We start from the raw sequence: 25,903 nt of genomic DNA, 5'->3' as shown, positions 1-25,903 counted from the left end.
CAGCTGCAAGAGGATCGAGGCGGTGAGGATGGACGCCTGCACGTCGTCGCCGATGGCCACCACGACCCGGTCGAACTCGTCGACGGCGAGCTGGCGCAGCACCTCCTCGCGAGTGGAATCGGCGCGCACGACCTGGGTGAGCTGGCCGTTGAGGGATTGCACGAGCTCCTCGTCGACGTCGATGCCGAGCACCTCCGTGCCCGACGCCATGAGCTCGAGCGCGAGCGAGCTGCCGAAGCGGCCGAGGCCGATGACGGCGACGGAGTCCGCCTCCGCGATGCGGCGGGAGGAGTCGCCGAAGAGGGGGAACCTAGCCAATGGCGGGCCTTTCCTTGGGGTATTCGTAGAGCACGCGGCGCGTGCGCAGGGCGAGGGCGGTGCCGAGGGTCAGCGGTCCGATGCGACCGAGGAACATCAGCAGCACGAGCACGACCTCCGCCGCCGCCGGCAGGTCGTACGTGATGCCGGTGGACAGACCCACCGTGCCGAAGGCCGACACCGCTTCGAAGAGCACCCGGTCGAAGGGATGGCCCGTGATCACCATGAGCGCGATCGTGCCCGTCATGACGGCCGCGAGCGCGATGAGCACCACGGCGATCGCCTCGCGGTGCACCGCGCGCGAGAGCCGCTTGCCGAAGATCGTCACCGCGCCTTCGCCGCGCAGCTCGATGACGAGGATGAAGAACAGCACCGCGAAGGTCGTCACCTTGATGCCCCCCGCCGTGCCCGCGGGGCCGCCTCCGATCAGCATCAGCACGTCCATCCCCACCCACGTCTCGTCGCGCATCAGGCCGATGTCCACCGAGTTGAACCCCGCCGTACGCGTCTGCACCGAGTGGAAGAAGCCGATGAGCAGCCGCGTGAGCGGGTCGTAGGCGCCGAGGGTGTCGGGGTTGGTCCACTCGAGGACGGTGATGTACAGCATCCCGACCAGAAGCAGAACGGGCGTGGCCCACAGCACGATGCGGGTGTTCATGCTCCAGCGCAGCGGGCGACGGAACTCACGGCGCAGCTGCATGAGAACCGGGAACCCGAGACCGCCGAGGATGATCGCGCCGCAGATCGGCAGGCAGATCCAGGGGTCGGCGGCGAAGCGCATCAGGTTGTCGCTGTACAGCGCGAAGCCGGCGTTGTTGAACGACGACACCGCGTGGAACAGCGCGTGCCACGCCGCCTCGCCGATCGCGTAGTCGTAGCCGAGGACGAAGCGCGGGAAGAGGAACGCGAAGGTCACGCCCTCGATGAGGAGCGAGATCACCAGGATGCGGCGCGCAAGGCCCCGCACCTCGCCGATACCGCCGGCCTTGGCCTCGGCGGCGGCGTTCAGCCGGGAGCGCACCCGGAGCTTGCGGGCGATCGCTATGCCGATCAGCGAGGCCGAGATCATGATGCCCAGGCCCCCGAGCTGGATCAAGACCATGATCACGACGAGGCCGACATCGCTCCAGTGCGTGGGCGTGTCGACCGCGGTCAGCCCCGTGACGCAGACCGCGGAGGTCGCGGTGAACAGCGCGTCGAAGACATCGGTCCAGCGGCCCGAACGCGACGAGATCGGCAGCATGAGCGCCAGCGTGCCGACGGCGATGGCACCCGCGAATCCGAGGACGACGACCTGGGCGGAATGCAGGCGGCGGGTGCGGCGCAGCCGCGTTCCCGAAGCCGCGACGCGTGTGGGCACGGAGGGGAACGATGCGCCTCCTGCGGCGGAACGCAACCCTGCCGCTGCGTGACCCCCCGCGGCAGGCTCAGGCCCCCGCGGCCAGCTCCCGCGCCCGGGCGAGCGCAGCGTCGGTCGCCCGGGTGAAGACCTCGTCCAGGCGGGCCTGTTCGAGCACGGCGACGGCGCGCTCGGTGGTGCCCTTCGGACTCGTCACGCGGCGGCGCAGCTCCGCGGGATCCACACCCGACGCGGCCAGCAGCGCGCCCGCGCCGATGAAGGTCTGCTCGGCCATCAGGCGCGCGTCGGCCACGGCGAAGCCCTTGCCGACCGCGGCGAGGGTGAGCTGCTCGATGAGCAGGTAGACGTACGCGGGACCCGAGCCCGAGATCGTCGACAGCGCATCGATCTGCGTCTCGGGCACCTCGATCACGACCCCGCACGTCTCGAACAGCCGCCGGACGAGGGCGCGCTGATCCGAGGTGACCGTCGCCGCCGCGCTCAGTCCCGTGACCGCCTTGCGCACGACCGCGGGCGTGTTGGGCATCGCCCGCATCGCGGCCGCACGGTCGTCGAGAGCCCGCTCGATCGTCCCCAGGGACACTCCCGCGGCCAGGCTCACGACGACGGTCCCGGGCCGCAGGACGGGTGCGATCTCGCGCAGCAGATCCGACACCATCGCGGGCTTGACCCCGATGAGCACGACGTCGGCGCCCGCCGCGGCGCGGAGATTGCCCCCCTGCTCGACCTCGAGCGCGATGCTCTCCACTCCGGACCGACCCTCGAGGGTCGCGGCCTTGGCGCGCGAGCGATTGGTCACGACGACGTGCGGCGCGATCCCCGAGGCGACGAGGCCCTCGAGAATCGCTCCGCCCATGGACCCCGCCCCCAGGATCGCGACGGGCGGCAGCGGGACGTTCGGGGGCGTCGACATGACAGCATCCTATGATTCCGGCCTGCGCCGCATCATGCCCCCGGACGCGGGCGCGCGGGACGTCTAGGATCGCCTCTGGGGCTCCGCCGCCCCGAGGGAGGACCGCACCATGACGCTCTTCGACGGCATCACCGCCCGCATGATCGAGACCCCGGGTCTCGCCGTGAACATCCTCGAGCGCGAGGGGGACGATCCCGCGACGACCCCCGACAAGACGCTCGTGCTCGTGCACGGCAATGTCTCGTCGAGTCTCTTCTGGCAGGAGCTGATGCAGGACCTGCCGCACGACCTGCGGGTGATCGCCATCGACCTGCGCGGATTCGGCGGCACCGAGAACGCCCCCGTCGACGCCACTCGCGGCGTCCGGGACTTCAGCGACGACGTGCACGCCACCCTCGAGGCGCTCGGCATCGAGTCGGCGCACCTGATGGGCTGGTCCATGGGTGGCGGCGTCGTGATGCAGTACGCCATCGACCACGGTGCGCTCAGCCTGACCCTGCAGTCCCCCGTCTCGCCCTACGGCTTCGGCGGCACACGTCGCGACGGCTCGCGCCTCACCGACGACGACGCCGGCACCGGGGCGGGCGGAGCGAACCCCGACTTCGTCGCACGCCTGGCCTCGCACGATCGCACGGCGGACGCGCCGACCTCGCCCCGCAGCGTCTTCCGCGGCTCGTACGTCGCCGAGGGGTACGCGAGCGAGCACGAGGACGTCTGGGTCGAATCCATGCTCACCACCTCGACGGCGTCGGGCAACTATCCGGGCGACTCGGTGGCGAGTGAGGACTGGCCGGGATTCGCGCCCGGACCCAGCGGCGTGCTCAACACGATGGCGCCCGGCAACTTCGACGTGTCGGGCATCGTCGACCTCGACCCGAAGCCGCCCATCCTCTGGGTGCACGGCACACTCGACGCGATCGTGTCGGACGCGTCGTTCTTCGATCTGAACCACCTCGGAGCTCTCGGCATCATTCCCGGCTGGCCGGGCGAAGACGTCGCGCCGGCCCAACCGATGGTCTCGCAGACCCGCGACGTGCTGACCGCCTACACGGCAGCCGGCGGAGAGGTCGCCGAGCTCGCTCTCGAGGGTGTGGGCCACAGCGCGCACCTCGAGCGGCCCGCCGAGGTGCGGCGGGCCCTGCTCCAGGTCATCGGCTACGTCGACCGGCCGGCGGACCCCGCGCCGCCGACCGAGGCGATCATCCTTCGCTCGGCCGACTGATCCCCCCCGTGAGCTAGCGGCGCGACGAGAAGAACGCCCCGAGCAGCGCGGCGGATTCGGCCTCGCACACCCCGCCCACCACCTCGGCGCGCGAGGGCAGCCGCCGATCCCGCACGACGTCATAGACGGAGCCCGCCGCCCCGGCCTTCTCATCCCACGCCCCGAACACGACTCGCGAGACGTGCGCCTGCAGCGCGGCGCCCGCGCACATCACGCAGGGCTCGAGCGTCACCACGAGCGTGCAGCCCGCGAGATTCCAGGAGCCGAGGGATGCCGCGGCACGGCGCAGCGCGACGACTTCGGCATGGGCGGTCGGGTCGCCGGTGACCTCCCGCAGGTTCGCACCCTCGGCGATCACCGTCCCCGCCGCGTCCAGCACGACCGCACCCACGGGGATGTCGCCCCCCTCGGCCGCGCCCTGCGCGAGCGACAATGCGCGGCGCATCGCTGCGAGGTCCGTGGGCGCGGGTGGGAGCATGGCTGACCTCCTGGTGACCCGCACGAGCCTACGCCGATGGGGAGTTCTCCCCATCGGCGCTCGGTCCGCCCGTCAATAGACTCGACTGCGGAGGAGGGGTGCCATGGCTGATCTGCGTTTCGATCTCGACGCCGTGCGTGACATCGCGAGCGACCTGAGGACGATAGCGTCGGAATTCCGCGACGCGAACGTCGGCAGCGAGCGCATCGCCGACGCCACGGGACACCCCGGCCTCGCCGACGCGGTGCGCTCGTTCGCCCATTCGTGGGACGACACCCGCGAGGAGATGCTCGGCACCATCGAGGGGCTGGGCGAGGCCACCGACGCGATCGCCGACGCTTTCGCGCAGACCGACTCCGACCTCGCCGATGCGTTCGCCGAGCAGCCCGCGGGGGCGACCGGCACCCGCGGCATCCCGAGGGCCGTATGAGGCCCGCGGACTGGTCGGCGCTCGACCTCGCCACCGATCCCGTTCCCGGCGACCCGTCGATCGTCCGCGCCGGCGGACAGGACTATGTGGATGTCGCCGCCGCGATCTCGCGGACGGCGATGCGCCTGCGTTCCCTGAGCCTCGAGGGCACGGTGTCGGAGGCCCTCGAGACGCTGGGCGAGACCGCACGCACCGTCGCCGACGACATCTCGCGAGCGCAGACCCGATATCGCGAGACCGGCAACGCGCTGATCGACTACGCGAGCACTCTCGAGAGCGCGCAGTCGGAGTCGCTGTCGGCGCTCTACGCCGCCCGCGAAGCGCGCACCGAGCAGGAGAGCGCGGCGGGCGCCCAACGGCGCTACCTGCGCCTCGCCTCGGACGCGACCGACCCCGCCACGGTGCTGCGCTATGAGAATCTCGCCGACGACGCCCTCGGGGAGAACCGGCTCGCGGGCTCCCGCGTGGCCGGCGCGCAGGGTCGCGTCCACGATGCCGTGGGCGCGCGAGACCGCGCCGCCGAGACCGCACGCACCCGCATCGAGAACACGACCGCCGACGACGGTCTGGGCGACTCGTGGTGGCAGGACTGGGGCGCCGATGTCGTCGCCGTCATCACGGATGTCGCCGGCTGGGTGGCGACGATCGCGGGAGTGCTGGCGCTGGTGGTGTCGTGGATCCCCGTGATCGGACAGGTGCTCGCCGCAGCCCTGCTGCTCATCGCCGGCATCGCCGCGATCGTCAACGCGGTCGGCAACATCGCCCTGGCGGCCACGGGTGAGCGCAGCTGGACCGAGGCGGTCATCAGCATCGTCGGTGCGGCGCTCTCGGTCGTCGGCCTCGGCGCCGCCGCGCGCCTGGTCGGATCGGCGGCGGCGGCGGCGCGCATCAACAACCTCGCCCGCGTGCAGTCGGGTTGGGCCGGCGAGGCGCTCACCGTGCGCGAAGCGCTGCGAGTGCGCCCGAGCGCGATGGCGGAGTCCGAGAGCCTCTGGCGCACCCCCGTCGCGGCCCCGCAGAACGGCGACGACGCCTTCCGGCTGTGGGGCACGCGCCCCGGCGCGAGCAGCGGGTCGGGTGCGGGCGGAGGCTCGTGGTCGCCTACCGACCCGCGCACCCTCGCCCACCACCGTGAGAGCCTCGGGCTGCCGGATGTCAACTACGCGGACACGCTCTCGATCGGGCACATCACCGACGCGACGCAGGTGCAGCACGTCCGGCACGCTCTGCCCCTGGACGGCATGCCGGGCGGCGGGGCCGAGTGGGTGTTCCGCGGTGGCAGCCCGGTCGACCCGACGGTCGGACGGGTGACTGACGTCGACGTGCCGATGAGGCTGCCGTGACGCGCGTGGGCGAGCGCGCCTTCGACCACCGTGTGATCATCGTGTGCGGCGGAGAACGCTGGAGCGGGCCGCTGTCGGCCGATCGTCCGCTGCCGGAAGACGCGCCCTTCCGCGGTTTCGTCACGACATCGGATGCCGGCATCCCCCGCTTCGCGTGGATCGCGGGCCGCACACTCTCCCACGACGACGGCGCGGTTGTGACCGAGGGACTGCTGTACGAGGTGTCCGAGCGTCAGCGTGATGACCCGCCCGGCATCCCCGCGAACGGGCGCCGCTTCCGGCAGGTGGCGGAGATGTTCGTGACGGGGTCGGAGACAGCGGCGGAGCGGCTGCGCGCCGCGTGCTGACCCCCGCTGCGCGTCCGCCCGCTGGCAGGATGGACCGATGAGCTTCTCCCCCGACGATCCGTCCCTGGCCGTCGCCCCCTCGACGGATGTCGGGTCCGCCCGGCTCGCGGCCGCCCTCGCGGCGGTCGACGTCGCGGCGATCGGTCGTGCGCTGCGGCAGGACTACGTCATCGTCCCGCTGCTGCGCGGATCCGACGGGCGCACCCAGACGCGCGTGGTCTCGGCCGACGACGCCGAGGGCGAGCGGCGATGGGTGCTGTGCGTATTCTCGTCGACGCAGGCGTTCGCGGACTTCGTGCAGGACGATCCGCAGCGCGAATTCGCCATCCGCACGGGCGCGTCGCTCGCGGGCACGATCGAGTCGTACCGTCACCTCCTGCTCCGGATCGACTTCGACCCCGCGGGGCCCCACCCCGTCACCGCTGAGATCGACGATGTGCTGGCAGCCCTCGCCCCGGACCCCTCGGACGATCCCGTGCGCTGGATCACCGAGAGCGACGACGGCCCCGCCCACGGTCTGCGCCCCGGTGAGCGGATCGCGGGCCTGGAGCTGGCCCTGCCCGACGACTGGGCGCGCATCGATCTGACCGACTCCGCCCGCACCACCGACGATGTCGCGGCCCTCGTCGGACGCCAGCTGCAGGGGCTGGCCACGGCGCCGGTGCTGCGCGGGCAGCTCACCGCGTGGCTCACCTCGACCGCCCGCGCGGCGGCGGCGGGCGGTGGCCGCGAGATGGCGTTCCTCGTGCGACGCACCGAGTCCGCCGCCGCGGCGCTGAGCGTCACGACCTACGCGCAGCAGCTCGGCGAGGCGCCCGCGGGCACCCACCTCGACGCCGTCGTGGAGCGTCTGCGACCCGCGCTCGCTGAGGCCGATGACCTCTCGCGCGCCCGGACCGCCACGGGGCCCTTCGTGCGACACGTCCACACCTCCTCCGGCGCGGCCGAGCTCGAGGCCGAGGGCACAGCACTGCTGGTTGCGGACTACTGGCTCGAGAACCCCGATGCGCGCGGCATCAGCCTCGTCAGCTTCAGCACACCCCACGTCGATGCGCGCGAGGCGATGCTGCTGCTGACCGACAATGTCGTCCTCGGCGCGGCGTGGCAGATCCATCCGCCCGAGGAGGACGCCCCCGGCGGCGACCGCTCCGACAGGTAGCCTGTCCGTATGCGTGTGCACGTCGCCGACCACCCCCTGATCACCCACAAGCTCACGGTGCTCCGCGACGCGACGACCCCGTCGCCCGTGTTCCGTCAGCTGACCTCCGAGCTGGTCACCCTGCTCGCCTACGAGGCCACCCGCCAGGTGCGGGTCGAGCCCATCGAGATCACCACGCCCGTCACCACGACGATGGGGGTGAAGATCGCCGATCCCCGCCCGATCGTCGTGCCCATCCTGCGCGCCGGCCTGGGCATGCTCGAGGGGCTCGTCACCCTGCTGCCCACCGCCGAGGTGGGTTTTCTCGGCATGGTCCGCAACGAGGAGACCCTCGAGCCGACGACGTACGCCGAGCGCCTGCCCGATGACCTCAGCGATCGGCAGTGCTTCGTGCTCGACCCGATGCTCGCCACCGGCGGATCGCTCGGGGCCGCGATCGAGTTCCTCTTCGCCCGCGGCGCGCAGGATGTCACCGCGATCTGCCTGCTCGGCGCGCCCGAGGGTGTGGCCGCGATCGAGAAGCAGGTCGACGGCAAGGACGTCACCCTCGTGCTGGGTGCCCTCGACGAGCGCCTGAACTCCAAGGGCTACATCGTTCCCGGGCTCGGCGACGCCGGCGATCGGCTGTACGGCACCGTCTGACTCACCCGACGAGGCGCGAGAAGGCGCTCAACCGGGCCACGCCCTCGGGCGTGTGCGGAAGATCGTCGAGCAGCGCGGGCGAGTACACGAGGTAGGCGGCGACCTTCGCCCGTGAGATCGCGACGTTGAGGCGGTTCGCGAGCAGGAGGAAGTCGAGGCCCCGCGGAGCATCGCGCCCCGATGACGCCGCGAGCGTGACGATCGCCGCCGCCGCCTCCTGCCCCTGGAACATGTCGACCGTGCCGACCGGCACGCCCGGCAAGCCCGCCTCATCGAGTGCCCGGCGCACCGTGGCGACCTGGGCGTTGTAAGGCGCGACGACGATCAGATCCGTCGCCTCGAGGGGGCGCGCGGGCACCGGGTCGGCGCCGCCCGCGTCATCGAGCGCGACGTCGCGGTAGGGCCTGCCGATGAGCGCGCGGGCGATCTCGACGACGCGCAGCGCCTCCTCGGGGGATGCCGTCGTGTTGCCGGTATGCGTCACCGGCGAGATCTGCACGCCCGGCGCCACACCCTCGATCTCGCGCACGGCCGCCGACGGGTGGGATGCGAGTCGCCCCGCGTAGGCGAGGTGCGACACGGGCAGCGCGACGGCGGGATGCATGCGCCGGCTCTCGGGCAGGAAGAATCCGTACCCGGAGGGCAGCACGGCCTCATCGCGCATGACCCATCCGAGCGCCGACGTGTCGACGGGCTCGGGGTGCGTGCCCTGGCTGACCTGCGGCAGCTGCTGGGGATCGCCCAGCAGCAGCAGCCGCGATGCGGCCAGCGACACCGCGATCGTCGAGGCCAGCGAGAACTGGCCCGCCTCGTCGATGACGAGCAGATCGAGGGACGCACGCGGAATGCGTCCCTCGTGGCTGAAGTCCCATGCCGTGCCGCCGATGACGTAGCCCGTCGCGGCGTTCTCGGCCGCGAATGCCGCGACGCCGTTCTTGGGCAGCACGGTGTAGCCCGGGCGCGCACTCTCGTCTTTCGGCGCCTTGCCCACGAGTCGGGGCGGGACCCCCGCCGCGACGACGCGCTCGAGCATGTGCTCGACGACCGCGTGGGACTGCGCCACCACGCCGACACGCCAGCCGTGCTCGCGCACGAGGCGCTCGATGACGTGGGATCCGATGTACGTCTTGCCCGTGCCGGGAGGGCCCTGCACCGCGAGGTAGCTGCGATCGAGGGTGCGCAGGGCCGCCACGACCTCGGCGGCGTCGACGGGGGTGCCGGGCGCGGGCATGTCCGAGACGCCGCGGGGCGGGAGCCTGCGCAGGATGTCGGCGGCAGGACCGGCGGGCAGCTCGCCGTCGGCGTCGATCAGCGCATCTGCCCATGCGTCGATCGCGGACTGCTGGTTGCCCGCCCGCGGCGGCGCGGCCGGGGTCAGGGCGATCGGCAGCGGGGCCCACGTCATGCCGGACACCGAGGTCTCTTCGACGATCGCGCCGTCGTCGCTCTCGTCGATGACCTTCACGCGACGATCGGCGTGGATCCAGCGCGGAGAGGCCTCGAAGGGAAAGGGTGCGGGCAGCTCGTAGAGCGCGAAGGGGTCGGTGCCCACCTTGAGACGTGTGCCGGGGGCGGGCTCACCCACGAGCCTCAGCACGCGCACATCGACGCGGCGACCCTCGGGGCGATGCCAGTCCTCGAGCACCTCGCAGCGGGCACGATCGAGCGCGACGACGTCGCGCGCCTGATCCCACACGCCCACGGGCTCGCGCAGGCGCAGGAAGTGGGTGGCCCAGAACGACTTGGCCTCGCGCGGGTAGTAGTCGATCGCGGCGGCCGCGAGGCGCAGCGCACGCTCGTCGTCGCCGACGTCGCCTGCCGATCCCGGCGGGCGCGAGGCCGCGAGGGCATCCGCGCGGCGAGCCAGCGCCTCGGCGCGCGGCGAAGGCGCATACCCCGTGCTCTCGGACTCGGGATCGGCTGCCGCCGGCACGCCGTGTTCGGCGGCGCGCTCGCGCAGCCAGTCGCGCAGGCGCCGCGTGGAGACGCAGTCGTACCGGTTGTAGTCGCCGATGTCGTCGAGGATGCGCTGCGCTGCCGCCGTCTCGCCCTCATCGGCCAGCGCCCGCGCCTCGACGTACCGCACGATCGACTCATCGCCGCGCTGGACGTCGCTCTCGCGGCGCTCCTCGCCCATATACAGGGGTTCGAGCTTCTTGATCGAGTACGAGCGCGACCCCACGCGCAGCGCCCGCCGCACGATCGGATACAGGTCGACGAACACACCATCGCGCAGCAGGGTGTCGACCTCGGCCTCGCCGACGCCGTGGCGCGCAGCCATGGCGAACAGGTGACTGGTCTCGTAGGGGGCGTAGTGGTAGATGTGCATGCCGGGGTGCGCGAGGCGATGCACCCGGACGAACGCCAGGAAGCGCTCGAGCGCCTCGCGCTCGGCGGCGAACGAGTGTGCCCAGATCGAGGAGAACTGCTCGCGATCGTCGACCCAGCCGAAGAGGTAATCCAGCCCCCACACTCCCCCCGATCCCTCGGTGTAGAGCGGGTCGCCCTCGAAATCGAAGAAGAGATCGCCGGGATCGGCGGGAGGCAGTGCTCCGAGCGCGCGCGGAGCGACCACACGGTAGGGCGGCGCTGCCGACTCGTGGGCCTCGAGCTGGAGCGCCGCCTGGGTGACCAGCAGCGCGAAGACCTCGGGGTTCATCCCCGGCGGCACGGCCGCGACGTCGGCTGCCGCCAGCTCGTCGATCGTCTGCACCCCGTTCGCCCGCAGCCGGTCGCGCTGCGAGGGCCGCATGCCCGCGACCAGCAGCAGATCCCGTGCCGACTCGACCTCGATCTGACAGGTGGCGCAGCGGCCGCAGGCGACGAAGCGGTCATCGCCCCACACCGCGGGCGCGATCGCGGGGCCCTCGGCGATGCGGCGGTCCTCGATCAGGACGGACAGGCGCGCGCGCCGCAGCCGGTACACCGGCAGCACGTCGTCGACGGCATGCACGCTCGTCGTGCCGTCGCCGAGCAGCAGCTCGACACGATCGGCGCGCGGCACCTCCAGCCGGTCGAGCTGCTCGACATATGCCGCGAGCTGCATGAGCGCGGTCACGCGTGCGCGGCGGGCCAGCTTGGTGTCCTGCACGACCCAGCGCCCGTCCGGGTCGCGCAGGAGGAAATCGGCGAAGCCCACGAAGTCGTCGGTCGCGAACGCCGCCTGGAAGACCACGCGGGCGTCGGAGCCGAGCGCTTCGCGGGTCGCCCGCGCGGCCTCGGCCAGCGCTGCGGCGTCGGCCGACGAGGCGCGCGGGATCTCGACGACACCGGCCCCCAGCTCGGCGCGGTAGCGCTCGAGGACGCGCTCTTCGTGGCGGTCGCCGAGGCGTGCCGCGCGCTCGAGCGTGAGGTCTTCGGGCTCCTGCACCGCGGGCACCCGACCCAGCCTCGCGTCGATCGCCCGCAGCCACGCGAACTCGCACTCGGACGCGGCCTTGAGGTCGCTGGCGCTGGTGACGAGGCGGGCGGGGCTTTCAGCCGTGGCGGGTGTGTAACGCATCGGTTCGAGGCTAGCGGCGGGCTCCGACATCCACCCGGCGGCATCGGTGCAAGACTGGGCGGGTGAACGAGAGCCTGCCGTTCGAGAATCCCTACCGGCACGGGTTCGCCCGGATCGCGGCGTGCACCATCCCGGTCGCGATCGCCGATCCCCGCACGAACGCCGACGCCGTGATCGACGAGGCGCGCGCGGTCGACGCCGAGGGCGTGGCCGTCGCGGTGTTCCCGGAGCTGTGCCTGTCGGGGTACAGCATCGACGACCTCGTGCTCCAGGATGCCGTGCTCGACGCCGTCGAGGACGCCGTCGCCCGAGTGATCGACGCGTCCGCCGATCTCGGGACGGTGCTCGTCGTCGGTGCCCCGCTGCGCCACCGCCACCGCCTCTACAACTGCGCCCTCGTGATCCAGGGGGGGGAGCTGCTGGGCGTCGCGCCGAAGTCGTATCTGCCGACCTACCGCGAGTTCTACGAGCGGCGCTGGTACGCGCCCGGCGACGACCTCACGGGAGCCGACGCCCGATGGATCACCGTCGCGGGCGTCGAGGCGCCGTTCGGTCCCCACCTGCTCTTCGAGGCCACCGACGTCCCCGGCCTCGTGCTGCACGCCGAGGTGTGCGAAGACGTCTGGGTGCCGATCCCGCCCTCGGCCGAGGCTGCGCTGGCGGGAGCGACAGTCCTCGTCAACCTCTCGGGCAGCCCGATCACGATCGCCCGCGCCGACGATCGCAAGGCGCTGTGCCAGTCGCAGTCGCTGCGCTGCCTCGCCGTGTACGCGTACGCGGCCGCGGGCGCCGGCGAATCGACGAACGACCTGTCCTGGGACGGGCAGACCATGATCTACGAGGCCGGCAACCTGCTCGCCGAGACCGAGCGGTTCCCCGACGGACCGCGCCGCAGCATCGCCGACGTCGACCTCGACCGCATCCGTCAGGATCGCGCCCGGCAGGGCACGTTCGATGACAACCGCCGCACCCACGCCGCGCGCGCGGACGAGTTCTTCCGCATCCCGTTCACGCTCGGATCCCGCACGGCGGCAGGGCTGCGACGCACGCTCGACCGGTTCCCGTTCGTCCCCGACGACCCCGAACGCCTGGCCCAGGACTGCTACGAGGCGTTCAACATCCAGGTGTCGGGCCTCGTGCAGCGCATGCGCGCGATCGGCGATCCCAAGCCCGTCATCGGCGTCAGCGGCGGTCTCGACTCCACGCACGCCCTGCTCGTCGTGGCTCGCGCGATGGACCGTATGGGGCGGCCGCGCTCCGACATCCTCGCCTACACGATGCCGGGATTCGCGACGAGCGACCACACCCGCTCCAACGCGATCGCGCTGGCCGAGTCGGTGGGCGCGACGATCGAGACGATCGACATCCGCGAGAGCGCCGCGCTCATGCTCGCCGAGATCGGACACCCCTTCTCCGGCGGCGAGCCCGTCTACGACATCACGTTCGAGAACGTGCAGGCGGGGCTGCGCACCGACTTCCTCTTCCGCCTGGCGAACCAGAACGGCGGCATGGTCATCGGCACCTCGGACCTCTCCGAGCTCGCCCTCGGCTGGGCGACCTACGGGGTCGGCGACCACATGAGTCACTACGCCGTCAACACGGGCGTTCCCAAGACCCTCATCCAGCACCTGATCCGGTGGGTCATCGCCGCCGGCGAGGGTGTGGATGCGGGCGAGGCGCGAGTGCTCCAATCCGTGCTCGACACCGAGATCAGTCCCGAGCTGGTGCCCGCCGGGCAGGACGGCAAGGTGCAGTCGACGCAGGACAAGATCGGTCCCTACGCCCTGCACGACCTCACCCTCTTCCACGTGCTGCGCTATGGCATGCGCCCCTCGAAGATCGCCTTCATCGCCCTCGAGGCGTGGAAGGACGCGGATGCCGGAGCCTGGCCCCCCGGCTTTCCCGAGAGGGATCGGTACTCCTACGACCTGACCGAGATCGTGCGCTGGCTGGAGGTGTTCCTGCAGCGTTATTTCGGGTTCGCTCAGTTCAAGCGCTCGGCGATCCCGAACGGACCCAAGGTCGCCGCCGCGGGTTCGCTCTCGCCCCGCGGCGACTGGCGCGCCCCCTCGGACGGCAACGCGCGCGCGTGGCTCGACGAGCTGCGTCAGGCGCTGCCGCAGTTCACGACCCGCTGATCTCCGGTTCGTCACGCACGCGGTCGCGCAGGCCCACCCGGTCGGGGATCTCGAACGCGAGCCCCGGCAGCCAGGTCGAGGGATCCGGCCACGGCCGCGAGGAGGGCAGCGCGGTCAGCATGCGCCGGATGGCGGCATCCCGTGCGTGCCCGGGCGTCTCGGCGGGAAGCACGCGACGCGGAGCATGCTGCCCGAGTGCACCGCACCACCAGTGCCGCCACGCGCCATCGGCGGATGCCGGGTCGAGGACGATGTAGTAGTCGGGCATCAGGGCGCGCCCGTGCTCGAAGGCGTCGAGCGCCGTCTCGACCTCGATCTCGAGCGTGCCGAGGGTCGCGCGCTCCTGGTAGAGCTCTATCCACGCCGCGGCGACGTGCTCGAGGGGGTCGGCGTCGTGGACGATCCAGGGCATCGCGCACGCGGCGATCCGGCGGGACGCGACGTCGGGGTCCGCCTCGCGCAGCGACAGTGTGTCGATGCCGGGCAGACCGGCCAGGGATGCGAGGGCGGAATCGGAGGAGGGGCCGACGATTGCGACGACCGTGCCGCGCATCGACGCTCCCGCGGGGGTGTCTGCAGTGGAGTGCGCCATGTCTCAGGATACGCCCGGGCGTGTTGCCGGGGCGTGACGCGCGCCGATCGATCGTGCGTCGGACGCGCGAGAGCCCCCGGGCGGGGGGGACCCGGGGGCTCTCGGTCGGCTCAGTTCGAGCCGGCGGATGCGACCGAGGCGACCGATGCCGGGGACGCGGGACTCGGGGCGCTGTAGGCGCTGGGTGCGCTGGCCGGCGAGTCGGGCACCGGCGCCGGAGCGGGCGCGGGGGGTGCGGGGGCAGGGGCCGGGGCGGGCGGCGGGGTGACCGGCGATGCCACGCTCGGTACCGAGGGGACCGACGGCGTCACCGGGGTCGGGCTCGGGGCAGAGACGACCGAGACCGACGTGTCGCTGACGTTGAGCTGCACGCCGCCCGGGCGGTCCAGGACGCCGTCGCGCCCGGTGATGGCACCGCCCGGCACGACGGTTCCGTCGGTGGTGCGCAGGTCCATCGTGCTCGCGGTGGCGGCCGCGCCGCCGGCCAGCAGGCCGATGCCCACGGCTCCGACGGCTCCGTAGGCGATCCACTTCTTCTTGTTCATGATCGGTTCTCCTTCTGGGGTGATCCGGGTGGGGGGCTTCCCGAACGATCTCCAGCCTGCGGGTCGGGGCTAAGGCGCCTCGAAAGCGACCGTGAGGCCGCTCTTATCCACGAGGTCTGCCGCTGCGAGCAGACGATCGGCCCGCACCCGATCCGCCGACTCGGCCGCCGCGAGTGCATGACCGAGCAGCTGCACGATGGCGCGCGCGGCGACCGCGGGGTCGTCGGCGAACCGGCGTCGCGCGCCCTCGGCGAGCGCCCAGGCCCGTTCGGCATCGCCCCACCCCTCGGTCAGCAGCGCACTGGCGACGGCGTGCGAGAGGAAGGCGCCGGCGTCGTCGGCGGGGTCGCCGCGCCCCGCCGTGTCGACGTCGATGAGGGATGCCAGGTGGATGCTGTCTCCCGAGCCGGTGAGGAAGAGCTGGCCGACGTGCAGGTCACCGTGGATGCCTGTCTCGACGCCGCCGGCCTGCGCGCCCAGCGCCTCCGCGCGCGCGGCGAGGTCGTCGACGAGCGCCCCGGGCAGGCCGGCGGCGATCAGGCGGGCGCGGTACCACGGCAGGCGCGCCAGCAGCGATGTGCGGGCAGGCACGCGCATCGGCACGGTCGCGATCCGTCGGCGCAGCTCGTCGACGAGGTCGAGCAGCGCCTCGGGCTGCCACACCACCTCGGTGGCGGGGGTGCCGTCGGCCTGGTCGAGCACGAGCAGTCCCTCCGGCGACCATCCGCGCACGGCCGGCACGGGGATGCCCGCGGCCGCGAACGCCGCGTGCGCCCACACCACGCGCTCGACGCGCCCCGGCCGGACGACCTTGACCCACGTCGCGGCGCCGGCCGACGGCATCCGCAGCACGGCACGACGCCCGGCGCGGTACGCCATGATGCGGGGCTGGCCCTCGACGGCGACGCCGAGGCGCTCGAGCAGCACCGCGGCCGCGCCCCCGAACGCCGCCGGCGCGAGGGCCGGCAGGTGCGGATCGGCGGGATGGGGCCACACCCGCACACCCTCGGCGGCCAGCCCCGTCTCGGCGGTCACCTCGAGCCCCGACGTGTCGACGAACCAGGTCTCGGTCGCGTCGCCGTCACGGCGGACGTCGAACCCGGCGACGGAGCCTCGACCGAGGGGTTCGCGGCTGAGCATCCGCAGATCGCCGGAGTCGACGCCCAGCGCGTCGGCGAGCAGACCGGCCTCGGCGGGCGCATCGGCCCCGGCGGGCGCATCGGCGGAAGTGGGCACGATTCCGATTCCAGCACGTCGCGCTAAGGACGTGTGTGAGACCTCTCTTAGGGTCGATCCCGCCGAAGGCCCCCCGGCCATACTGAAAAGGTGACCGAGCAGACTCCCCCACCCGCGCGGCGCACCGGCCTTGCCCGGGTATCGGTGCGCACGCGGATCATCGCCGTGATCACGATCGTCGCCGCCCTCGGGATGCTGACGGTCGGTGTCGCGGTGTACGCCGTGGAGCGCGCGCGAATCCTTGCGCAGATGGAGGGTCAGCTGCAGTCGAGCCTGGATTCGGCGCGCTTTCTCGTGCAGCAGGGTGTGCAGGACGGCAGCTGGACGACCTCGAGCGAGGCGCTCACGGCTGTCGTGCAGCGCATGAGCCCGGACGACAACACGGGCGCGCTGGGCATCATCGACGGCGCCGCCGCCCTCGCACCCGGTGTGCCCCTCGACGTCGACCTCCAGTCCGCTCCGGGATTCGTACCCCACATCGTGGCGGCGACCGCCGACGGCGACCCGGTCATCGGCGTCTACGCGGACGACGGCGTCACCTGGCAGTACCTGGCCGCCCCGATCACGGTCGAGGGCTCCCCCGCCCCGGAGACGACGCTGTTCACGCTCGCCTACGACATCGAGGCGGAGCTCGCCGAGATCAACGTCGCCGCGCGCGTGTACCTCATCGCCGCCGGCATCGCCCTGATCGCGATCGCCGGCGTCGCGTGGCTCGTCGCGACACGGCTGCTGCGGCCACTGCGCACGATGCGCGAGACCGCCGAACGCGTGTCGGCGCACTCCCTCTCCGAGCGCCTGCCGATCGAGGGCCGCGACGACGTCTCCGAGCTCGCCGAGACGATCAACGCCATGCTCGACCGCCTCGATCAATCCCTCGACTCGCAGCGCCGCCTGCTGCACGATGTCGGGCACGAGCTGAAGACACCGATCACGATCGTGCGCGGCTATGTCGAGGTCATGGATCCCGACGATCCCGCCGACGTGCGCGAGACGCAGACACTCACGGTCGACGAACTCGATCGGATGGGCAGCCTCGTCCAGGACCTCGCGCGCGCGGCCTCCCTGCACGGCCCGCGCCCCATCGCCCCGCGCCCCGTCGATGCAGCGGACCTCCTGCGCCAGATCGTGCGCAAGGCGGAGGGGATCGAGGGCGCCGACGTCGCGCCCGGTCCGGTCGCCGACGTGGTCGCCGTGCTCGATCCCGAGCGCATCACCCAGGCGATGCTGCAGCTGGCCCAGAACGCCGTCACACACGGCGGCGGACGCCTCGTGATCGGCAGCCGCAGGGTCTCGGCAGGGCTCGAGCTGTGGGTGCGCGACTACGGTCCGGGCGTGCCCGATGCACTGAAGGAGCGGATCTTCGAGCGCTTCCAGCGCGGCGCCGACGACACGAGGGCCGGCAGCGGTCTCGGCCTGAACATCGTGCAGGTGATCGCCCGCGCCCACGGCGGCACGGCGCGGGTGGTGGATGCCGAGGGCGCACAGGGCGCGGTCTTCGCGATCACGCTCCCCCTCACCGACGCGACTCCCCCACGGCCCCCGCTCCCGACGGCCGCCGACGCGCTGAGCGGGGTGCGCTGATGGCGTCGATCCTCATCGCCGACGACGAGAAGCGCATCTCGGGATTCATCGAGAAGGGCCTGCGATCGGCGGGTTTCGCCACGACGATCGCCGCGACCGGGCCCGACGCGCTGCATCTGGCCCAGACGGGCGAGTTCGACCTGCTGGTGCTGGATGTGAACATGCCGGGCATGGACGGCTTCGCCGTGCTCGAGCAGTTGCGCGGGTCGGGATCGCGTCTGCCGGTGATCATGCTGACGGCCCGCGTCGAGCTTCACGACACCGTCGCGGGTCTCGAGGGCGGGGCCGACGACTACATCGGCAAGCCCTTCCGCTTCGACGAGCTGCTCGCCCGGATCCGACTGCGCATGCGCAAGGAAGAGTCCGCCGCAGCCCCCGAGCTGCGCCACCGCGACATCTCGCTCGATGTCCGCACGCGCAAAGCGCACGTCGCCGGCGATGCGGTGGAGCTCTCGGCACGCGAGTTCGCCCTCGCCGAGGAACTCATCCGCCACGCCGGTCAGGTGCTCAGCCGCGAGCAACTGCTCAGTCGTGTGTGGGGGTACGACTTCGATCCGGGCTCCAACGTCGCCGACGTGTACATCGGCTACCTGCGGCAGAAGCTCGGCGCCGATCGCATCGAGACCGTGCGCGGCGCGGGCTACCGCCTGCTCTGACGCGGGTCAGACCTCGGCGGTGCGGGCGTTGTAGACCGTGATGCCCCCGGCATCCACCGCCGCGCGGTAGGCGCGGAACACCGCGAGCGCCTCGTCGCGCAGCACGTCCTGTGTGACGCGGATGCCGCGGGCCTCGAACTGCTCGGCCCAGTCGTCGACCATCGGCCCCTCGTCGAACGTCGAGATCTGCTCGAGCTCGGGGCCCGCCCCCGCCACGACGAGCGAGCGCACGCCCGACCACATCGTGGCGCCGTAGCACTGCACGCACGGGCGCCAGTTGACCACCAGCTCGTGCTCGGGAAGGTCGGCGCCGCCGAGATCCCACGACCCCACGCGCGCCTGCGCGGTGCCGAGTGCCGTCACCTCGGCGTGCGCCGAGGACACCCCGCTGCCGAGCACGACGTTCACGCCGACCGAGACGATCCGACCGGTCTCGGTCTCGGCGACGAGCGCCGCGAAGGGCCCGCCGTTGCCCTCCCGCCAGTTGCGATCGGCGAGGCGGTGGACGAGCGCCATGCGATCGGCCACATCGGGCAGGATGTCGGGCACGCCCGCGAGCTCGTCGGCGACCCAGGACGGCAGCTGCACCGTGTAACCCGTGGCGAAGTGGGCAAGGTCCATCGTTCAATCCCTCTCGTGCTGCGCGTCGAGCGCCGCGATCTCGGCGCCGAACTGCGCGCGCAGCCGGGCCTTCTCGTCATCGTCGCAGAATGCCGCGTCGATCCCGGCCAGCGCGATGCGGGCCGCGCCCTCGGCATCGACCCCGAGCGCCGCGAGACCCTCGCGGTACTCCCGACCGATGTCGGTGCGGAAGAACATCGCGTCATCGGTCGAGACCGTCACGGTGAGCCCCGCATCGATCATGCGACGAATGCGGTGGGCGGGATCCAGGGTCCAGCCCGAACAGATCGTCGTCGAGATCGGCGTCGTCGTGAATCCGATCCCGCTCGCGCGCGCCTCGGCGACGAGGTCCGGATCGTCCATGATGCGGTAGCCGTGGTCGATGCGATCGACGCCGAGATCGTGCAGGGCGATGCGCACCGCGTCGGCCTCCGAGCGGTCGGTCTCCCCGACGTGTGCGGTCAGCCGGAAGCCCTCCGCCCGCGCGAGCGCGTACGCGTTCGCGAACGTCTCGGGCGCCTCGCGCCCATCGGGGGTCAGATCATCCATCCCCAGACCCACGACGGCGGGATGCCGGTGCTCGGCCATCTGCTCGACGAGGCGCAGCGCGGACTCGGGAGTGTCGGCCCGGTTGATCGCGACGACGATGCGAAAGCCCACCCCCCACTGCCGCTGCGCGGCCTCCAGGCCCTCGATGACGGGGTCGACCACGTCGGTGTACGACATCCCACGGCCGGCGAAGTACTGCGGATTCAGGTAGTACTCGCGGTAGCGCAGGTTGCCGGTCTCCACGCCGATCCGCACTCCGTCGAGGGCGACGGCGTGGAAGTCCTCGGGATCGCGCAGCACGTCGTGCGCGATCGTGAACGCCGCGAGGAAGTCCCGCAGATCGCGGTAGTCGAACAGCCGCTCGGGGTCGGTGGTGGGAAGCGCCACGCCGTGCTTCGCCGCCAGCCGCACGAACAGCTCGGCGCTCATGGTCGAGGTGAAGTGGCAGTGCAGCTCGGTCTTGGGCAGCAGCTGCAGGTAGTCGGGGTACGAGATCATCGCCGGCCATCCTGTCTCACGCGTGTTTCGCCGGTGTGACGCCGGCCGGGGGTCCGCGCTGATCCGGGAGAATGGATGACGTGAGACTTCTCGTCGCGGCGCTGGACGCCGAACTCGTGGCATTTCCCGCCGAGATCGAGGGCTTCGGGCGCCTCGTGACCGGACCCGGCAAGCTGAAGGGAGCGGTGGGGCTGACCCGCGCGCTCACCGCGCAGACCTACGACGAGATCGTGGTCGTGGGCACGGGCGGGGCGATCGACCCGCGCCTGGGTGCCGCGGTCTACGAGGTCACCGCCGCCGTGCAGCACGACGTCACCGATATCGACGGCATCGTCGGCCAGCACGTGTCGATGCCCGCTCGCGTCGAGACGCGGGCGGTGGATGCTGCCCCCCGGCGCGTGCTCGACGAGGTGACGATCGCGACCGGCGATCACTTCGTCGACGACGCGGAGGCTGTGGCGACGATCCGGCCGCTCGGGGCAAGCATGGTCGACATGGAGACGTACGCCTACATCTGGGTGGCGCAGGAGTTCGGGGTGCCCATCCGCGTGCTCAAGGCCGTCTCGGATCGGGCACAGGATGACGCCATCACGGACTGGCGCACGGCCGTGACGGCGTGCAGCGCGCAGCTGTGGGAGGTCTTCCGCGCCGACTACGGCGTGTGAGTCAGTCGTCGTCGCCGCGAGCGAACACCGCGCGCAGCACGAAGAAGACGATCGCGGCGACGACGGCGACGACGATCAGCTTGAAGACGAACGCGAGGACCGAGAACAGCACGTTCACGAGGAACCACGCGATGAGCACGGCGGCGATGACGCCGAGGATCGTCCAGAGGGTTCCGCTCTTCATCCATCCAGCCTAACCGCCGGTGCGAGCGGGAACGCCCGCCGGGCCCGCCGGTTTCCCCCGCGACGCGCCCGGCGTCCCCAGCGAATCTGCGGCGGCGACGGTGCCTGGCGGGCAGGCTATACCCGCCCCAGCGCGGCACACAAGGTTCGGCGGCGGCATATCAGTGGGGGACGGCCGCGCGCTGCCGGATCACACTCGGTCCCTGTGCCGACGCCTCGACGTGCAGCTGCGCGGGCACCTGATCCTTCATCGTCTCGACGTGGCTGATCAGCCCGATCGTGCGGCCTCCCTGGCGCAGCTCGTCGAGTGTGCGCATCGCGACGTCGAGGGTCTCGGGGTCGAGGGAGCCGAAGCCCTCGTCGATGAACAGGGTGTCGAGCCGGATGCCGCCCGCGCGGCCCGTGACGACCTCGGCAAGTCCCAGCGCGAGGGCGAGCGAGGCGAGGAAGGTCTCGCCGCCCGAGAGGGACTGGGTGGGACGGGCACGCCCGGTGTGGGCGTCCATGATCTCGACGCCGAGCCCCGACGCGGCTCCACGCGCCGCGCGCGCGTCGGTGTGGCGGAGGCGATAGCGGCCGTCCGACATGTCGGACAGGCGCAGGTTGGCGGCCGCCACGATCTCTTCGAGCTCGGCGGCGAGCACGAAGGTCTCGAGTGTCATGCGGCGGGTGTTGGGCGCCTTGCCCGCCACGGTGTGCGCGAGGCGGGCGATGATCTCGTGCTCGTCGCGCAGTCGCGCGGTGTCGGCATCGGCGTGCGCTGCCCGAGCGGCGAGCGCGCGCAGGGTCTCGGCCACCTGCTCGGCGCGCGCCAGCGCGGCGGCGGCCGTGGCGCGCTCCGCGCGGGCCAGGTCGACGGCGGACGTGAACGGGGCGAGGTCGATCGGCTCTTCGGGCAGCACCTCGAGCTCGAGCTCGAGGAGGGTCGCCCGCTCGGTCGCGAGGGCCAGGTCGTGGGCGCGGATGCGCGCCTCGAGCTCAGCGCGCGTGTCGTCGTCGCGCAGCGCCGTCAGCGCGGTGGCTTCGTCGTCGAACCCGTGCCGGCGCAGCGCCGCGTCGCGTGCGGTGGCGGCGTCCTCCGCCCCCAGGACGGCCGCCGCACGCTCCTCGGCGGCGTCGGCGAGGTCGCGCGCGCACCGGATCACCCGCGCGATGGCGTCGAGTCGCGCGGCGACCGTGGCGTGATCGCCGCGCGCCTGCGCCACGGTGCGGCGCGCGGTATCGAGGCGCTCGGTCGCGACCGCGAGCGTCTCGGCCGCTGTCGCCCGCTGGGCGGCCAGCACCGCCTGCTCCTCTGCGGCGCGCTCGTTCTCGGCGACGAGTGCCGCGCGCTCGTCGCGCAACGTTTGCACGAGTGTCTCGGCCGTTTCGGCCGTCTCGAGCGCGGAGGTCGCCGCGGTGAGCTCGGCGTCGAGCTGCGCGCTCGAGCGCCCTCCCGCCGAGGCCGCGGCCTCGGCGTGGCGAGCGCGGGCGTCCGCCAGCGCGGAGGTCGCCTCGGCATCGGCCCGGGCAGCGGCGGCCTTGGCCTGCTCCGCGGCGGAGATCGTGTCGGCGTCGGCGGCGCCGGGTGCGCGCTCGGCCGGGTGCGGGTGTTCGCGCGCGCCGCAGACGGCGCACGGGTCGCCGGGTACCAGCGTCGCCGCGAGCTCGCCGGCGAAGCCGTCCAGGCGCAGGCGCAGGAGCGCCGCGACGTGCGCCGCCGCGGCGGCGAGCGCCTCGCCGGCGTCTCGCGCGGAGCTCTCGGCCGCGCGCAGTGCCTCGGCCAGGCTCTCGGCGCGCGCTGCGGCGTCGCGCTGGTCGCCGAGCGCCCGCCGCCGTTCGCGTGCGGCGGGCAGGAGCGCCGCCGAGGCATGCGCCGTCTCGAGTCGCACATCGAGCGCCGCGAGAGCGGCCGGACGGCCCCTTGCCGCCTCGTCGGCGCACAACCGGCGCTCATCCAGATCGGCGAGCACCACCTGCGCCGCGGCCGTGGCCGCGGCGAGGTCATCGAGGGAGGCCTCGGCGAGCGCCGCGGCCCGCCAGGCTCCGCGGTCGGCCGTCGCCTCGTCGGCCAGCGCGCGCAGGGCGACGATGTCGTGGTCAACGATCTCGTCGCCGAGGGCGAGTTCGCGCGGCACCGCGTGTGCGGGCAGATCGGCCCACGCGGCACGGGCCGCGCGCTCGTCGGCTCGGGCGCCTGCGGCCACCGTCGCGGCGTCGCGAGCCTTCTCGACGTCGGCGCGCACGACCTCGGCACGCGCGGCCTCCGCGAGGGTGCGGCGGTCGTCGTCGATGCGGGGCGTCTGCGACTCGAGCTCGGCGAGGCGCAGACGCGAGCGGTCACGCTGACGCTGACGCTCGCCCTCGGCCGTGCGGGCGGCCAGCACAGCCTCGGCGGCGTGCAGGGCGGTCTCGGCCGCGACATGCGCGTGCTGCGCCGTCTCGGCCCGATACGCCGCGCGATCGGCGACGCGGGCCACCTCGGCGGGATCCGCGGACGCGGCGACCTCGATGCCCGCGTCCGTCGCGACGCGGCGCGCCTCGTCGAGCACCATCGCCATCTGGTCGGCGCCGGCCCCCGCCGCCGCCTCGGCGATCCTGCGGCGCTGCTCGAGGGCCTTCTCGTACTCCTCGAAGCGGCGAGTGCCGAACAGCGTGCGCAGGAGGGCCTGCCGCTCATCGTTCTTGGCGAGCAGGAAGCGCGCGAACCGTCCCTGAGCGAGCAGGATCACCTGCAGGAACTGCTGCTGGGTCAGCTGCAGGATCTGCTCGAGCTCGTGTGCGACGTCGACGGGGCGGGCCGCCAGACCCGTCCAGACCCCGCCCCTGTGCTCCTCGAGGGCGGCGCGGTGCGCCTCGAGCGCCATCCCCGATCCGCGCCGCTTGGGTCGTTCGTACTCCGGTGCCCGGGTGACGCGGAACCGGCGCTCGCCCGTGCTGAACTCGACGATGACCTCGCTCACGTCGTCGGGCGCGCAGTGGTCGCTGCGCAGGCGCCGCTCGCCCGACTCGTACCGGGGCACGCCTCCGTAGAGGGCGAAGCACACCGCGTCGAGGATGCTCGATTTGCCGGTGCCGGTGCGCCCGGTGATCAGGAAGATGCCGTCGTCGGCGTAGGCGTCGAAGTCGACGACCTGCCGCTCACGGAAGGGCCCGAACCCCTCGACCTCGAGCCTGTGCAGCCTCATGCGAGGGCCTCGGCGCGCACTCGGTCATCGAGCACGTCGGCCAGCAGCTCGCGCTCGCGCTCGGAGGGCCCCTCGCCCGCGCGGACGTGGTCGAGGAAGGCGTCGATGCGCTCGGTGTCGCTGACGGCGTCGCGCAGACGTTCGCGGTACGTCGAGCCGGAGTCTTCGGCCACGATGGCCGGCGCGTGCACGACGGTCGCGCAGTGCGGGAAGCGGGCGCGCAGGCGTCGCATCGGGTCGACCTGAGGCGCGGTGTCGGTGTACTGCGCGCACACCCACGAGTCCTCGTGCACGGCGAAGCGCTCGTCGCCGAGGAGCTCGTCGATCGGCGCGGTCAGGGTGACCAGCGGCCGGGGCACCGGAAGTCCCAGCCACTCGACGCCCGCCAGGCCCCGCGCATCGAGGTCGACCAGCCACGAGCCGCGCGGCTTGTGCTGCTCGCCGAAGGAGTAGTGCAGCGGTGCACCGGCGTAGCGCACACGTGCCGAGAGCTCGCTGCGGCCGTGGATGTGGCCGAGGGCGACATAGTCGGGACCGTCGAACACCGACAGGGGCACGACGTCGAGCGTGCCCTGTCGGATCTCGCGCTCGACGCCGGGCGTGGGCTCGATACCCGCGGCGAAGCAGTGCGCGAGCGCCACCGACCGCCCGCCGCGCACCGCGAGGTCGGCGCGCACGAGCGACATGGCGTGCGACATCGTCTGCGCCTGCGTGCGCAGCGTCTCGTCGGGCCACAGCGGCCGCACGATCGAGGGCTCGAGGTAGGGGATGCCGTAGAAGTGCACGGGACCGTGCTCATCGTCGATCGTGACGGGATCGGCGAGCGTGCGCGGATCGGTGCGCACGTGCACGCCGGCCCGTGCGAGGAAGGGCGCCTGGAATCCCAGCCGCGCCGCGGAGTCGTGGTTGCCGCTCGTGACCACGACCTCGGCGCCGGCATCGCGGATCGCCGCGAGCGCGTCCGTGAGCAGCGTGTAGCACGCGGCGGCGGGCGTCGCGGAGTCGAAGACGTCGCCCGCGAGCACCACGACGTCGACGCCCCGATCGCGCACCTGGCCGGCGAGCGTCTCGAGCACGCCGTGCAGCGCGTCGAGGGTGGCGTGGCCGTGGAAGGAGCGGCCGATGTGCCAGTCGGAGGTGTGCAGGATGCGCATGCCCACACGCTACGGTCGGTCTCCGACATCGACCGGAAGCGCCCCCGCGGTTCGCCGAGAGCGCACGCGCCGACACGCCCGCGAAACACACCGGGCGTACCCTGACCGCATGGACCTGCCCGACGTCTGTGTCGTCTACCTGCTGCGCCCCGGCGCGGCAGGCGGCACCGACGTGCTGCTGGGCTACAAGCGCACCGGGCTCGGCCTCGGCAAGGTCGTGGGCATCGGCGGCAAGGTCGAGGCGGGCGAGAGCGTCCGCGAGGGGGCCGTGCGCGAGGTGCACGAAGAGACCGGACTGCACATCGAGGCCGACGACCTCGAGCCGGCCGGCGTGCTCGACTACCTGTTCCCCTCCCAGCCCTCGTGGTCGCAGCGCTCGCACGTGTTCACGTGCACCACCTGGCGGGGCGAGCCCGTCGAGACCGAGGAGATCGTGCCGCGCTGGTTCGCACTCGATGATGTGCCCTACGCGCGCATGTGGGACGACGCCGGTCGCTGGCTGCCCGACGTGCTGCGCGGCGGGCGGATCGCCGCGCGCTACACCTTCGGCGACGACCTCGCCACGGTCGTTGCCGAAGAGCGCCGGGCGGTCGCCTGAGGGCGC

The 25,903-nt window shown here is 72.5% G+C and carries 24 protein-coding genes; 11 read left to right on the top strand and 13 right to left on the bottom strand.

Going from position 1 to position 25,903, the window contains the following annotated elements:
* The 3 genes from DI573_RS00755 to proC all read right to left on the bottom strand — a co-directional run.
* Nucleotides 1–318 (bottom strand): NAD(P)-binding protein (locus DI573_RS00755; RefSeq protein WP_292809603.1); only part of this gene is annotated, 318 nt, incomplete at its 3' end.
* Nucleotides 311–1,678, bottom strand: a complete 1,368-nt coding sequence (locus tag DI573_RS00750) for a potassium transporter TrkG (protein WP_292809601.1) — start codon at nt 1,676–1,678, stop codon at nt 311–313. The genes DI573_RS00755 and DI573_RS00750, both read right to left, overlap by 8 nt.
* Nucleotides 1,679–1,745: 67 nt before the next feature.
* Nucleotides 1,746–2,591, bottom strand: a complete 846-nt coding sequence (gene proC / locus DI573_RS00745; protein WP_292809599.1) for a pyrroline-5-carboxylate reductase — start codon at nt 2,589–2,591, stop codon at nt 1,746–1,748.
* A 109-nt stretch (nt 2,592–2,700) separates the two neighbouring features.
* On the opposite strand from proC, the gene DI573_RS00740 reads away from it, so the two are divergent.
* Nucleotides 2,701–3,813 (top strand): alpha/beta hydrolase, encoded by a 1,113-nt coding sequence (locus DI573_RS00740; RefSeq protein WP_292809597.1) that lies wholly within the window; start codon nt 2,701–2,703, stop codon nt 3,811–3,813.
* A gap of 13 nt (nt 3,814–3,826) precedes the next feature.
* Here DI573_RS00740 and DI573_RS00735 read toward each other — a convergent pair whose 3' ends face one another.
* Entirely contained in the window at nt 3,827–4,291 is a 465-nt protein-coding gene (locus tag DI573_RS00735; RefSeq protein ID WP_292809595.1) for a nucleoside deaminase, read from the bottom strand.
* Between the two features lie 103 nt (nt 4,292–4,394).
* On the opposite strand from DI573_RS00735, the gene DI573_RS00730 reads away from it, so the two are divergent.
* Genes DI573_RS00730 through upp form a run of 5 tightly spaced genes read left to right on the top strand, consistent with a single transcriptional unit; the run spans nt 4,395 to nt 8,212 of the window.
* Entirely contained in the window at nt 4,395–4,721 is a 327-nt protein-coding gene (locus DI573_RS00730; RefSeq protein WP_292809593.1) for a hypothetical protein, read from the top strand.
* Nucleotides 4,718–6,064: a putative T7SS-secreted protein gene (locus tag DI573_RS00725; RefSeq protein ID WP_292809591.1), complete on the top strand. Its 1,347-nt coding sequence runs from the start codon at nt 4,718–4,720 to the stop codon at nt 6,062–6,064. Before DI573_RS00730 ends, DI573_RS00725 begins: the two co-directional genes overlap by 4 nt.
* Nucleotides 6,061–6,411, top strand: coding sequence for a hypothetical protein (locus DI573_RS00720; RefSeq protein ID WP_292809589.1), 351 nt, complete (start codon nt 6,061–6,063; stop codon nt 6,409–6,411). The genes DI573_RS00725 and DI573_RS00720 overlap by 4 nt, the downstream gene beginning before the upstream one ends.
* 37 nt (nt 6,412–6,448) lie before the next feature.
* Nucleotides 6,449–7,570: a hypothetical protein gene (locus DI573_RS00715; RefSeq protein WP_292809587.1), complete on the top strand. Its 1,122-nt coding sequence runs from the start codon at nt 6,449–6,451 to the stop codon at nt 7,568–7,570.
* 9 nt (nt 7,571–7,579) lie between these two features.
* The gene (upp, locus tag DI573_RS00710) at nt 7,580–8,212 is read left to right on the top strand and encodes a uracil phosphoribosyltransferase (protein WP_292809586.1); all 633 of its coding nucleotides are present in this window, start codon (nt 7,580–7,582) and stop codon (nt 8,210–8,212) included.
* A 1-nt stretch (nt 8,213) separates the two neighbouring features.
* On the opposite strand, the gene DI573_RS00705 is transcribed toward upp, so the two are convergent.
* Nucleotides 8,214–11,714: a bifunctional RecB family nuclease/DEAD/DEAH box helicase gene (locus tag DI573_RS00705; RefSeq protein WP_292809584.1), complete on the bottom strand. Its 3,501-nt coding sequence runs from the start codon at nt 11,712–11,714 to the stop codon at nt 8,214–8,216.
* Between the two features lie 62 nt (nt 11,715–11,776).
* On the opposite strand from DI573_RS00705, the gene DI573_RS00700 reads away from it, so the two are divergent.
* Entirely contained in the window at nt 11,777–13,852 is a 2,076-nt protein-coding gene (locus DI573_RS00700; RefSeq protein ID WP_292809582.1) for an NAD(+) synthase, read from the top strand.
* On the opposite strand, the gene DI573_RS00695 is transcribed toward DI573_RS00700, so the two are convergent.
* The 3 genes from DI573_RS00695 to DI573_RS00685 all read right to left on the bottom strand — a co-directional run bounded on the left by DI573_RS00695 (nt 13,839) and on the right by DI573_RS00685 (nt 16,225).
* Nucleotides 13,839–14,444, bottom strand: a complete 606-nt coding sequence (locus DI573_RS00695) for a hypothetical protein (RefSeq protein WP_292809580.1) — start codon at nt 14,442–14,444, stop codon at nt 13,839–13,841. The genes DI573_RS00700 and DI573_RS00695 overlap by 14 nt on opposite strands.
* Before the next feature lie 110 nt (nt 14,445–14,554).
* Nucleotides 14,555–14,989, bottom strand: coding sequence for a hypothetical protein (locus DI573_RS00690; protein ID WP_292809578.1), 435 nt, complete (start codon nt 14,987–14,989; stop codon nt 14,555–14,557).
* Between the two features lie 69 nt (nt 14,990–15,058).
* Nucleotides 15,059–16,225 carry a hypothetical protein gene (locus DI573_RS00685; protein WP_292809576.1) on the bottom strand — a complete coding sequence of 389 codons (1,167 nt, stop codon included), beginning with the start codon at nt 16,223–16,225 and terminating at the stop codon, nt 15,059–15,061.
* A 90-nt stretch (nt 16,226–16,315) separates the two neighbouring features.
* On the opposite strand from DI573_RS00685, the gene DI573_RS00680 reads away from it, so the two are divergent.
* Together DI573_RS00680 and DI573_RS00675 are read left to right on the top strand one after the other, a co-directional pair.
* Nucleotides 16,316–17,806, top strand: coding sequence for a HAMP domain-containing sensor histidine kinase (locus DI573_RS00680; protein ID WP_292809574.1), 1,491 nt, complete (start codon nt 16,316–16,318; stop codon nt 17,804–17,806).
* Nucleotides 17,806–18,462: a response regulator transcription factor gene (locus tag DI573_RS00675; protein WP_292809572.1), complete on the top strand. Its 657-nt coding sequence runs from the start codon at nt 17,806–17,808 to the stop codon at nt 18,460–18,462. Before DI573_RS00680 ends, DI573_RS00675 begins: the two co-directional genes overlap by 1 nt.
* A 6-nt stretch (nt 18,463–18,468) precedes the next feature.
* Here the strand turns inward: DI573_RS00675 and DI573_RS00670 are convergent, their stop codons facing one another.
* Together DI573_RS00670 and add are read right to left on the bottom strand one after the other, a co-directional pair.
* Nucleotides 18,469–19,083 (bottom strand): hypothetical protein, encoded by a 615-nt coding sequence (locus DI573_RS00670; RefSeq protein WP_292809570.1) that lies wholly within the window; start codon nt 19,081–19,083, stop codon nt 18,469–18,471.
* 3 nt (nt 19,084–19,086) lie between these two features.
* A complete protein-coding gene (gene add / locus DI573_RS00665; RefSeq protein ID WP_292809568.1) occupies nt 19,087–20,130 on the bottom strand; it encodes an adenosine deaminase in 1,044 nt (347 codons plus the stop codon).
* 80 nt (nt 20,131–20,210) lie between these two features.
* On the opposite strand from add, the gene DI573_RS00660 reads away from it, so the two are divergent.
* Entirely contained in the window at nt 20,211–20,795 is a 585-nt protein-coding gene (locus DI573_RS00660; protein WP_292809566.1) for a nucleoside phosphorylase, read from the top strand.
* 1 nt (nt 20,796) lies between these two features.
* On the opposite strand, the gene DI573_RS00655 is transcribed toward DI573_RS00660, so the two are convergent.
* The 3 genes from DI573_RS00655 to DI573_RS00645 all read right to left on the bottom strand — a co-directional run bounded on the left by DI573_RS00655 (nt 20,797) and on the right by DI573_RS00645 (nt 25,299).
* Complete coding sequence (locus DI573_RS00655; protein ID WP_292809564.1) at nt 20,797–20,979, bottom strand: hypothetical protein; 183 nt, start codon at nt 20,977–20,979, stop codon at nt 20,797–20,799.
* Nucleotides 20,980–21,139: 160 nt separating this feature from the next.
* A complete protein-coding gene (locus DI573_RS00650; RefSeq protein ID WP_292809562.1) occupies nt 21,140–24,145 on the bottom strand; it encodes an SMC family ATPase in 3,006 nt (1,001 codons plus the stop codon).
* A complete protein-coding gene (locus tag DI573_RS00645; protein ID WP_292809560.1) occupies nt 24,142–25,299 on the bottom strand; it encodes an exonuclease SbcCD subunit D in 1,158 nt (385 codons plus the stop codon). The genes DI573_RS00650 and DI573_RS00645 overlap by 4 nt, the downstream gene beginning before the upstream one ends.
* A gap of 109 nt (nt 25,300–25,408) precedes the next feature.
* On the opposite strand from DI573_RS00645, the gene DI573_RS00640 reads away from it, so the two are divergent.
* Nucleotides 25,409–25,897 carry an 8-oxo-dGTP diphosphatase gene (locus tag DI573_RS00640; protein WP_292809558.1) on the top strand — a complete coding sequence of 163 codons (489 nt, stop codon included), beginning with the start codon at nt 25,409–25,411 and terminating at the stop codon, nt 25,895–25,897.
* Nucleotides 25,898–25,903: the final 6 nt, after the last annotated feature.

The organism is Microbacterium sp. (genome assembly GCF_003248605.1).
In the GTDB taxonomy this organism is placed as follows: domain Bacteria; phylum Actinomycetota; class Actinomycetes; order Actinomycetales; family Microbacteriaceae; genus Microbacterium.
This window is presented reverse-complemented; position numbering and strand designations above follow the sequence as displayed.